At 77.1% G+C, this 12,414-nt stretch carries 1 protein-coding gene (running past one end of the window); it reads right to left on the reverse strand.

Annotated elements, in window-relative coordinates:
- Nucleotides 1–5 precede the first annotated feature (5 nt).
- A protein-coding gene (locus tag C8E97_RS36150; RefSeq protein ID WP_246019026.1) for a type I polyketide synthase crosses the window boundary here: on the reverse strand, nucleotides 6–12,414 show its 3' portion. Its footprint extends 6,869 nt past the window's final position; the window shows 12,409 of its 19,278 coding nt (coding positions 6,870–19,278); the start codon falls outside the window, past its right edge — the gene reads right to left on this strand; the stop codon is at nucleotides 6–8.

Raw genomic sequence — 12,414 nt, forward strand, 5'->3', positions numbered from 1 at the left:
CGGGCTCAGCCGAGTTCCCGGTCGAGGAACTCGAACAGGTTGTCCTCGGTGACCTCGTCGAGGTCGTCGTGCGGGCGCGCGGCCCGGCCGGGCAGCGCCGCCAGCAGCGCCCGCAGCCGCTCCTCGACCTCGGCGACCGCCGGGTCCGCCCGCTCCAGCGCGCCGATCTCCGCGCCCAGCGCGGCCAGCCGGTCCGCCAGGGTCGACTCCCCAGCGCCCCGCTCCCCAGCGCCCCGCTCCACCGCCCGCTCGGCCAGCAGCCCGTGCAGGTGGTCGGCCAGGGCGGCGGCGGTGGGGTGGTCGAACACGACGGTCGCCGGCAGCGCCAACCCGGTCACCGCGCCGAGGCGGTTGCGCAGCTCGACGGCGGTCAGCGAGTCGAAACCCGCGTCGCGGAACGGTTTCGCCGAGCCGATCGCGCCGCCCGCCCCGAGCCCGAGCACCGCGCCCGCCTCGGCCCGGACGAGGTCGAGCAGCCGCGCCCGCCGCGCCGGCTCCGGCAGGCCGCCCAGGTCCTCCGCGGCGGGCCGGGCGGGCGGCTCGCCCACCGGGCCGGCGACACCGGCCAGGACGGCGGGCAGCCCGCCGTCCCTCGCCCGCGCCCGCAGCACGCGCCGGTCGAGCCGGACCGGCACCACGTCCGCCCTCGGCCCGCGCAGCGCCGCGTCCAGCAGCCGCAGGGCGTGCGCCGGGTCGAGTGGCCGCACCCCGGACCGCGCGAGCCGCTCGACGTCGCGGTCGGCCAGCCGCGCGGTCATGCCGGCGGACGCCTCCCACGCGCCCCACGCCAGCGACACCGCGGGCAGCCCGAGCGCGCGGCGGCGGGCCGCGACGGCGTCCAGACCGGAGTTGGCGGCGGCGTACGCGCCCTGCCCGGCCGCGCCGAACACCCCGGCGGCGGAGGAGAACAGCACGAACGCGGCCAGGTCCAGGTCGCGGGTCAGCTCGTCGAGGTGGCACGCGGCGTCCAGCTTGGGCCCGAACACCGCGGTCAGGTCGTCGTCGTCCGTGGTGGACACGACGGCGTCCGAGACCACGCCCGCGGCGTGCACGACGGCCGTCAGCGGCGCGTCGGCGGGCACGGCGGCGAGCAGGTCCCGCACCTGTTCGCGGTCGCCCACGTCGCACGCCACCAGCGTGACGCGCGCGCCGGCGGCCTCCAGTCGCCCGCGCAGCTCCTCCGCCCCGGTCGCGCGCCGGGCCGCGACGACGACGCTGCGCACCCCGTGCGCGGTGACGAAGTGCTCGGCGACGGCCGCGCCGAGCGCGCCGGTGCCGCCGGTGACCAGGACCGAGCCTGCGGGGTCCGGTCGGCGCGGCACGGTGAGCACGTTCTTCCCGACGTGCCGGGCCTGCGCCATGACGCGCAGCGCGTCGGCGGCGTGCCCGACGTCCCAGCGGGTGATCGGCGGCAGGGTCAGCGCGCCGTCGGCGAACCGGGCGAGCAGGTCGGCCAGCATCTCCCCGATGCGCTCCGGTCCGGCATCCACCAGGTCGAACGCCCGGTAGCCCGGCACGCCGGACCGCACGTCGGTCTTGCCCATCTCCACGAACCGGCCGCCGTCGGCGAGCAGCCGCAGCGACGCGTCGACGAACTCGCCGGCCAGCGCGTTGAGCACGACGTCGACGCGCGGGAACCGGTGCTCGAAGGCGAGCGTGCGCGAGTCGCCGATGTGGTCGTCGGCCAGCCCCAGGTCGCGCAGGACGTGGTGCTTGCCGGTGCTCGCGGTGGCGAACACCTCGGCGCCGAGGTGGCGGGCGAGCTGCACCGCCGCCGTGCCGACGCCGCCGGTCGCCGCGTGCACCAGCACCTTCTCGCCCGGCCGCAGCCCGCCGAGGTCGACCAGGCCGTAGTAGGCGGTCAGGAACGCGACCGGCACCGCCGCCGCCTGCTCGAACGTCCAGCCCGCCGGCACCGGCGCGACCATCCGGGCGTCGGTGACGGCGATCGTGCCGAAGCTGCGGGGGAAGACGCCGAACACGCGGTCGCCCGGCCGCAGCCGCACGCCTTCGCCGACGTCCACGACCACGCCGGCGGCCTCGCTGCCCAGCACCGGCTCGCCGGGGTACACGCCCAGCGCCATCAGCGCGTCGCGGAAGTTGACGCCGGCCGCGCGGACCTCGACGCGCACCTGCCCGGCCGACGGCGGGCGGTCCGGCTGCCGCCGCGCCTCGACACCGTCGGCGGTGCCGGTGCCGGTGACCTCCAGCGCCCACCGGTCGCCGAGGTCGGACGGGCGCAGGCGCGGGGCCCACACCTGCCCGTCGCGGACCGCCACCTGCCACTCCCCGGACGCGACGGCGCGCGGCGCGTCCGCCGGGTCGGCCAGCTCGGCCAGCAGGAACCGGCCGGGGTGCTCGACCTGGGCGCTGCGCACGAGGCCCCACACGGCGGCGGCGGCCGGGTCGGCGCGCGTGCCACCGGTGGCCACGACCACCTTCGCCCGCCGCCACCGCTCGTCGTCCACGAGCCGCTTGAGCACGGCGAGCACGGCGGCCACCGCCCGGCGCGGATCGGTGTCCTCGACCCGGTGCAGTAGCCACTCCGGCGCCTCGGCCGGCTCGGCGCGGTCGTCGACGACCACCACGTCCGCCGGTTCGCAGGCCGGGAGCGCGACCCAGTCGACGGTGTACAGGTCGGCCACCGGCCGGTCGACCTCGACGGGCCGGCCGACCAGGGAGCCGATCGTCAGGACCGGCGCGCCCGCCCGGTCGGACACCGCGAGCGCGGCACCGCCGCCGTCGACGGGCGTCATGCGCACCCGGACCTCGCCGACGTCACGGCGGTGCAGCTCGACCCCGGTCCACGCGAACGGCACCCGGACCTCGTCGGTCCCGGTCGCCAGCACGCCGACGTGCGCGGCGGCGTCCACCAGCGCCGGGTGCAGCGCGTACCCGGTCGCGTCGACGTCGTCGGGCAGCGCCACCTCCGCGAACAGCTCGTCGCCGCGCCGCCACGCCGCCCGCAGGCCGCGGAACGCCGGCCCGTACCCGTACCCGGTCTCCGCCCGCGCCTCGTAGAAGTCGGTCACGTCCACCGGTTCGGCGTCCGCCGGGGGCCACTGCGCCGGTCGCGATCGGTCCGCCGTGATCCGGGTGCCGGTGACCTGGGTGCCGGTGGTCAGGGTGCCGGTGGCGTGCCTGGTCCAGGTGCCGTCGGCGTGCGAGTGGACGGTGATCCGGCGACGGCCCGCGTCGTCCGGTCCGCCCACCGCCACCCGCACCGACCGCGCCTCGTCCGGGCCGAGGGCCAGCGGCGCCTCCGCGACCAGCTCCTCGACCACCGGGCAGCCGACCCGGTCGCCCGCCTGCCACGCCCACTCCACCAGCGCCGTGCCGGGCACCAGCGCGGACCCGGCCACGACGTGGTCGGCCAGCCAGGGCTGCGCCGATCGCGAGAGCCGCCCGGTGAGCACGACACCGCCCGTGTCCGGGTCCTCGGCGGCGGCGCCGAGCACCGGGTGCGCGACGCGGTCCAGCCCGAGCCCGGAGGCGTCGACGCCACCGCCCGGCGCGAGCCAGTACCGGCGGTGCTCGAACGCCGTGGTCGGCGCGGGCGCCTTCGGCCCGGCGGGCAGCACCGCCGACCAGTCGACCTCGACGCCCCGGACGAACGCCTCGCCGACCGCCGCCATCGCCGACCACGGCTCCGGGCGGTCGCGGCGCAGCACGGCGACCGCCGTCGCCCCGGTGTCCGAGCCGTTGACGAGCGCGGTCAGCGTGCCGCCCGGACCCAGCTCCAGGACGGTGGCGACCGGCAGCGCCCGCACGGCGTCGGCGAACCGGACGGTCCGGCGCACCTGGTCCACCCAGTGGTCCGGCGAGCACGCCTCCTCGTCGGTGAGCGGCGCGCCGGTCACCGTCGACACCACCGGCAACCGCGGCGGGTGCAACGCGACCGAGGCCACCACCTCGCGGTAGGCGGCCAGCACGGGTTCCACCAGCGCGGAGTGGAACGCGTGGCCGGTGTTCAGCTCGCGACAGCGGTGCCCGGCGGCCACGAGCGCGCCGACCGCCTCGGTCACGGCCGCGCGCTCGCCGGAGAGCACCACCGACGCCGGCCCGTTCACCGCCGCCAGGTCGACCTCCCCGCACAGCGCGCGGACCTCCTCCTCGCCGGCGTCCACCGCGACCATCACGCCGTCGCCGGGCAGCGCCTGCATCAGCCGTCCGCGCGCGGCCACGACCTTCGCGGCGTCGGGCAGCGACAGCACGCCGGCGACGTGCGCCGCGCCCAGCTCGCCGATCGAGTGCCCGACCAGCGCCGCCGGCCGGACGCCCCAGGACTCCAGCAGCGCGGACATCGCCACTTCGACGGCGAACAACCCCGCCTGCGTGTACACCGTCTCATCCAGGTCCGCCCCGTCCCCGAACACCACCTCTCGCACCGGACGACCCACATACCCCGCCAAGTTGCGGTCCAACTCCGCACACACCTCGTCGAACACCTCCCGGAACACCGGAAAGCACCCGTACAACCCACGACCCATACCCGCCCGCTGCGCACCCTGACCCGCGAACGCGAACGCCACACCACCATCGCCGGCGGGGTGCGAGGGCGGCAGGGAGCGCAGCGCCCGCGCCGCCCGCTCCGGGTCCTCGGCGACGACGACCGCCCGGTGCTCCCAGGCGGCTCGGGCGGTGGCGAGCGTCCGGGCGGTGGCCGCCAGGTCCGGGCCCAGGGCCCCGGCGACCCGGTCGGCCTGGGCGGTCAGCCCGGTGGCGGTGCGCGCCGTGACGACGATCGGCACCGGTACCACCTGCTCCGCGTGGTGGTGGGCCGCCCGCGCCGGTCCCTCTTCGAGGATGACGTGCGCGTTGGTGCCGGACACGCCGAACGAGGACACACCCGCCCGGCGCGGACGCCCGTTCCGCTGCCACGCGACGGGTTCGGTGAGCAGGTCGACCGCGCCGGCCGTCCAGTCGACCCGGTCGGTGGGGCGGTCCGCGTGCAGCGTCCGGGGCAGCGAGCCGTGCCGCAGCGCCAGCACCACCTTGATCACACCGGCCACCCCGGCCGCCGCCTGCGCGTGCCCGATGTTGGACTTCACCGAGCCCAGCCACAGCGGCTGGTCCCGCTCCTGCCCGTACACCGCCATGATCGCCTGCGCCTCGATCGGGTCACCCAGCACCGTACCGGTGCCGTGCGCCTCCACGAAGTCCACTTCGGACGGACGCACACCCGCGTCCGCCAACGCCTTCCGGATCACCACCTGCTGCGCCGGGCCGTTCGGCGCGGTCAGCCCGTTCGACGCGCCGTCCTGGTTCACCGCCGAGCCGCGCACCACCGCCAGCACGTCCCGGCCGTCCCGCACCGCGTCGGACAGCCGTTGCAGCACCAGCACCCCGACGCCCTCGGACCACCCCGTGCCGTCCGCGTCGGCGGAGAACGAGCGGCACCGGCCGTCCGGGGACAGCCCGCGCTGCCGGGCGAACTCCACGAAACCCGCCGGGGTGCCCATCACCGTCGCGCCGCCCGCGAGCGCCATCGAGCACTCACCCGACCGCAGCGACCGCACCGCCAGGTGCAGCGACACCAACGACGACGAGCACGCCGTGTCCACCGTGACCGCCGGTCCCTGGACGCCGAGCACGTACGACACCCGCCCGGCGGCCACGCTGCCCGCCGTGCCGGTGCCCAGCAACCCCTCCAGCGCCGCAGGCTGCCTGCCGGTCGCGTAGTCGTGGTACATCAGGCCCGTGAACACGCCGACGTCCCTGCCGCGCAACGACGTCGGGTCCACCCCGGCCCGCTCCAACGCCTCCCACGACGTCTCCAGCAACAACCGCTGCTGCGGGTCCATCGCCAACGCCTCACGCGGCGAAATGCCGAAGAACCCCGCGTCGAACGCGCCGGGGTCGTCCAGGAAGCCGCCCCGCAGGGTGTAGGTCGTGCCCGGTGTCGCCGGGTCCGGGTCGTACAGGGCGGCCAGGTCCCAGCCCCGATCGGTCGGGAAGTCGCCGACCACCTCGCCACCGCGGTCGAGCAGGTCCCAGAACTGCTCGGGCGCGTGGATGCCGCCGGGCAGCCGGAGGCCGACGCCCACGACGGCGATCGGCTCCGCGCTCGCCGCGACCACCGCGGGCGCGGTCGGCGCGGCCGGGCCGGCCACCAGGTCGCGCAGGTGCGCGGCGAGCGCGGTCGCGTCCGGGTGGTCGAAGGCGAGCGTCGCGGGCAGGCGCAGCCCGGTCGCCGCGGCGAGCCTGGTGCGCAGCTCGACGGCGGTCAGCGAGTCGAACCCGAGGTCGCGGAACGCCCGCGTCGGCGGCACGGCGTCCGCGCCGGCCAGCCCCAGCACCGTCGCGGCCTCGCGGCGGACCAGTCCGAGCAGGTCGTCGGCGTCGCGCCGCGCCGGCGCGGCGACCGCCCGGCGCACCGGTCCCGCGACCGTCCGCAGGATCGACGGCAGCCGACCGTGTCGGGCGTGCTCGCGCAGCACGGCGTGGTCGAACGCGACCGGTGCGACCAGCGGCCGGGACGACCGGAGCGCGGCGTCGAACAGCCGCATCCCGCGCGCCGGGTCGATCGCGACGAGCCCGCCGCGGGCCATCCGCGCGGTGTCCGCGACGCCGAGGTGGCCGGTCATCCCCGTCGGCGTGGACCAGAAACCCCAGGCCAGCGACCACGACGGCAGGCCGGCCGCGCGCCGGCGCGCCACCACGGCGTCGACGTGGGCGTTGGCGGCGCAGTAGCCGGCCTGCCCCGCGCTGCCGAGCACGCCGGCCGCGGCCGAGAACACCACGAACGCGGTGAGGCCGAGGTCGCGGGTCAGCTCGTCCAGGTGCTCGACCGCGTCGGACTTGGGCCGCAGCACCGTGTCCAGCCGGTCCGCGTCGAGACCGGCCAGCACGCCGTCGTCCAGCGCGCCCGCGGCGTGGACCACCGCGGCGGGCGCGCTCGCCGCCAGCAGCGCGCGGACCTGGTCGCGCTCGGCGACGTCGCACCGCTCGACCCGCACCGCCGCGCCGGCCGCCCGCAGCCGCGCCACGAGGTCGTCGCCGCCGCCGGACCTGGACGCCAGCACGAGGTCGCGCACGCCGTGCTCGGCCACCAGGTGCTCGGCGAGCAGGCCGCCCAGCGTCCCGGTGCCGCCGGTGATCAGCACCGGGCCACCCGGCTCCCAGGCGGTCCGCCCCGGCGTGACGCGCACCAGCCTGGGCACCCGGACCCGGCCGTCGACCACCTGGAACTGCCACTCGCCCGCCGCCACGGCGGGCGCGACCAGCGACGGCAGCTCGGGACAGGCGTTGGCGAGCACGAACCGGTCCGGGTGCTCGGCCTGCGCGCCGCGGACCAGGCCCCACACGGCGGCGGCGACCGGCTCGTCCGGGGTGTGCGCCGTGGCGACGACGAGCCTGCCGGCGTCCGGGCCGGCCAGGAAGTCCCGCACCCTCGCCAGCACGTCGGCCAGCACCGCGCGGAGCGGCCGTGCCGTGTCGACGCGCGCCACCGGCCACGGCGCCGGGTCGGCGGGCTCGACGGGCAGGTCGACCCAGTCCACGCCGTGCAGCGCGTCGTCCGGGCGCGCACCGGTCGCGGGCCGGGTCACCAGTTCGCCCAGCGTCAGCACGGGCGCGCCGGAGAGGTCCTGGAGGGAGAGCGCGACGCCGCCTGCCGTGGGCGTCAGCCTGGCCCGGACCGACCGCGCGCCGGTGGCGTGCACCGCGACCCGGTTCCAGGCGAACGGGAGCCGCACGTCGTCGCCCGCGCCGGGGTGCAGCGCCGCGTCCAGCAGCGCCGGGTGGATCGCGAAACCCGCCGGGTCGACGTCGTCGGGCAGCGCGATCTCCGCGAACAGCTCCTCGCCCCGCCGCCACACCGCCCGCACGCCCTGGAACACGGGCCCGTATCCGTAGCCGGCGCGGGCGAGGGTGTCGTAGAGGTCGTCGGCGGCCACGGGGCGCGCCCCGGCGGGCGGCCAGGCGAACGGCGTCGGCTCGACGTCGTCGGCCGGCGTCCCGGTGGCGTGCCGGACCCAGTCGCCGTCCGCGCGGCGCGCGTACACGCCGATCTCCCGGTGGTCGGCGACGACCCGGACCTGGAGCGACTGGTCGTCGAGCACCACGGGCGTCTCGATGACGAGTTCCCCGACGGCGGGGCGGCCGACGAGGTCGCCGGCCCGGAGGGCCAGCTCGACCAGCACCGCGCCCGGCACGACCACCTCGCCGGACACCACGTGGTCGGCCAGCCACGGCTGCCGCGCGAGGGAGAGGCGTCCGGTGAGCACGACGCCGTCGGAGGCCGGGTTGTCCACGACGCCGTCGAGGATCGCGTGCGCGAGCGGCGTCGTGCCGTCGGACGGCCTCGGCGCGAGCCAGTAGCGCCGGCGCTCGAACACCGTCGTCGGCACCGGAGCGGGCGGCGCGGCCGGCACGACGGCCGCCCAGTCGACCTCGCCACCGTGCGCGAAGACCTCGCCCAGTGAGCGCAGGAACCTGTCCCACCCGCCGTCGTCGCGGCGCAGCGTGCCCACCACGGCGGCGTCCGGGAGGGTGTCGGCGATCGCGGCCGTCAGCACCGGGTGCGGGCCGCACTCCACGAACAGGCCGTGCCGCTGCCGCTCCAGCTCGGCGACGGCGGGTGCGAACCGCACGGGCTCGCGGAGGTTGCGCGCCCAGTACGCCGCGTCCGCCCCGCCCATCCACTTGTTGTCCACAGTGGACATCCAGGGGATCTCGGGTTCACGCGACCCGATCCCGTCCAGCCGAGCCAGGATCTCCTCGGTCACGGAGTCCACCTGCGCGGTGTGCGAGGCGTAGTCCACGGCGATCCGCCGGACGCGGACGCCCTCGGCCGCGTAGCGGGTCTCCAGCTCGGCCAGCACCGCCGGGTCGCCCGCGAGGACGATCGAGCGGGGGCCGTTGACCGCCGCCACCTCCACCCCCTCCGGGGCCTCCTCCGGCGACACCCCCAGCGACAACATCCCACCCCGACCGGCAAGACCCGACCCGATCACCGAACTGCGCACCGCCACAACCCGCGCCGCATCCTCCAACGACAACACACCCGCCACACACGCCGCCGCGATCTCACCCTGCGAATGCCCCACCACCGCATCCGGACGAAAACCACACCACTCCCACAACGCAGCCAACGACACCATCACCGCGAACGACACCGGCTGCACCACATCAACCCGATCCAGAGACTCCCCACCGAGCACCACATCACGCAACGACCAGTCCACAAACGACCGAAGTGCGCGGTCGCACTCCTCCATCCGCGCCGCGAACACCGGATGCGACCCCCACAACTCCCGACCCATCCCCACCCACTGCGCACCCTGACCCGGAAACACCAGGACGGATTTCGGCGCGCGGCGGGACGTGTCGGGACCGGCGGAGACAGCGCGCAGACCGGCCACGGCTTCCGCCGCGTCACCGGCGACCACGACCGCCCGGTGGTCCCACAGCGATCGCGTGGTGACCAGCGCACGCGCCACGCCGCCGAGCGGGGCCCCTGCCTCGATGTGGTCGGCGAGCTTCCCGGCCTGTGCGACCAGGGCGGTCCGGGTGCGCGCCGACACGACCAGGGGCACCTCGATCGGGCGCGCGTCGGATGGCGGCGCGTCGGCCTGCGCCTCCACGGCCGGCGGGGCCTGCTCGATCACGACGTGCGCGTTGGTGCCGGACATGCCGAAGGACGACACCCCGGCGCGTCGCGGCCGGTCCACCGCCGGCCACGCCGTGTTCGCGGTCGCCGGCGCGAGCACGCCCGTCGACCAGTCGACCCGGTCCGTGGGCTGGTCGACGTGCAGGGTGCGCGGCACCGTGCCGTGGCGCATCGCCAGCACCATCTTGATCACACCGACGACACCGGCCGCCGACTGCGTGTGACCCACGTTCGACTTCACCGACCCGAGCAGCAGGGGCTCGGCGCGGTCCTCCCCGTACGCGGCGAGCAGCGCGTTGGCCTCGATCGGGTCACCCAGCACCGTGCCGGTGCCGTGCGCTTCCACGGCGTCCACATCGGACGGACGAAGACCCGCGTTCGCCAGCGCCTGGCGGATCACCTCCACCTGCGCCGGGCCGTTCGGCGCGGTCAACCCGTTCGACGCCCCGTCCTGGTTCACCGCCGAACCACGAACCACCGCGAGCACCTCACGGCCGTCCCGCAGCGCGTCCGACAACCGCTGCACCACCACGACACCGACGCCTTCCGCCCAGCCCGTGCCGTCCGCGCCGCGGGCGAACGACCGGCACCGGCCGTCCGGCGACAGGCCGCCCTGCCGGGCGAACTCGATGAAGCCGGTGGGTGTCGCCATCACCGTCACCCCGCCGGCGACGGCCATCGAGCACTCGCCCGACCGCAGCGACTGCACCGCCAGGTGCAAGGCCACCAACGACGACGAGCACGCCGTGTCCACCGTCACCGCCGGTCCCCGAGTGCCCAGCACGTACGACACCCGACCGGACAGCACGCTGGACGACACGCCGGTCAGCAGGTAGCCGGCGGATTCCGGCGACGACATGCCGTACGCCTGCGTCGCCGCGCCGACGAACACGCCGAGGTCGCCGCCGCGCAACGACTTCGGCGCGACACCGGCCCGTTCCAGCGCCTCCCACGTGGTCTCCAGCAGCAACCGCTGCTGCGGGTCCATCGCCAGCGCCTCGCGCGGCGAAATGCCGAAGAACGCGGCGTCGAACAGGTCGGCGTCGCGCAGGAAGCCGCCGCGCCGGACGCCGGTGGTCGCGAAGCCGGGATCGTCCTCCCAGCCCCGGTCGGTGGGGAACGCGGTGGTGGCGTCCCGACCGGCGGCGAGCAGTTCCCAGAACTCCTCCGGGCCGCCCACGCCACCCGGCAGCCGCACGCCGAGGCCGACGATCGCGATCGGCTCGGCGTCCGGGACCACGCGGGCCACCGGTGTCGCGGCCGGCGCGCCGCCGGTCAGCTCCGCTCGCAGGAACGTCGCGAGCCGACGGGCGTCGGGGTGGTCGAACGCCACCGTCGCGGGCAGCCGCACGCCGGTGGCGGCGGCGAGCCGGTCGCGCAGCTCGATGGAGGTCAGCGAGTCGAACCCGGCGTCGCGGAACGCCCGGTCGGGGTCGATGCCGTCGGTCCGGCCGAGCACCCCGGCCGCCGCGTCCCGGACCAGCTCGACCAGCTCGTCCACCGACAGGTCGGCGACCGGTGCCCGCTCGGCGGCGGCGGCGGTGGTAGCGGTGGCGGTGGCGGCGGGCACTCCGGTCAGCAGCGGGCTCGGCCGGGCCGCCGTGAACAGGGCACCGAACCGGGGCCAGTCGATGCGCGCCACGACCGTGGTCGTCCGGCCGCTGCCCACGGCCTCCGCCAGGGCGTCGAGCGCCCGGTCCGGGCTCATGGTGAGCACGGCGCGGCGGTTCAGCAGCTCCCGCGCGTCCTCGCCGGCCGCCATGCCGCCCTGCGCCCACGCGCCCCAGGCGACGGAGGTGGCGGCCAGCCCGCGAGCCCGCCGGCGCGCGGCCAGCGCGTCCAGGTGGGCGTTGGCCGCCGCGTACGCGCCCTGCCCGGCCGCGCCCCACACCCCGGCGATCGAGGAGAACAGCACGAACGCGTCCAGCGGCCGGTCGCCGAGCAGGTCGTCGAGGACCCGCGCTCCGGTGACCTTCGCCGCGAGCACGTCGTGGAAGGCGGCGCGGTCGTACTCGTCCAACCGGTCGAGACCGCCCGGCACGCCGGCCGCGTGCACGACCGCGTCCGGCGGGTGCTGCGCCAGCACACCGGCCACGGCGGCGCGGTCGGTGACGTCGCAGGCGACGACGGTGGTCCTCGGGTCGTCGGACGTCCCGCCGCGACGGCCGAGCAGCACCACGCGGTCCGCGCCCGCGTCGAGCGCCCAGCGCGCGACGTGCGTGCCCAGCGCCCCGGTGCCACCGGTGATCAGGACCGTGCCGCGCGGGGTCCACCGCGCCGAGCCGCCGGTCACCTCGGTCAAGCGACGCCCGTGCGCGCCGCCGGCGCGCACCGCGACCTGGTCCTCACCACCGCCGAGCACGCCCGCCAGCACCGCGACGTGCGCGTCGTCGGCGTCGGCGGGCAGGTCGACCAGGCCGCCCCAGCGGTCCGGCCGCTCCAGCGCGGCGACCCGGCCCAGGCCCCAGAGCAGCGCGCCGTCGAGGTCGTCGACCGGGTCGTCCGGCGCGACCGACACCGCGCCCCGCGTCACCACCCACACCCTGGCCGCCGGCCGGGCCCGCAGCAGCGCCACCAGGTCGTCCACCGACGGGGACACGCACACCACGCCGTCCGCCTCGCCGGTCGTCACGTCGAGGCCGCACCGGGCGAGGCCGGCGGCGAGCGCGTCGTCGCCGAGCACCCGCCAGCGGCCGGACGGCACCCGAGGGCGGTCCGCCAAGCGCCGCCACGTGACGCCGTACCGCCATTCGTCCACACTGGACACCGGTGCCGCGCCCAGCCAGTAGTGCCGGCGCCGG

This window comes from Saccharothrix australiensis (assembly GCF_003634935.1).
In the GTDB taxonomy this organism is placed as follows: domain Bacteria; phylum Actinomycetota; class Actinomycetes; order Mycobacteriales; family Pseudonocardiaceae; genus Actinosynnema; species Actinosynnema australiense.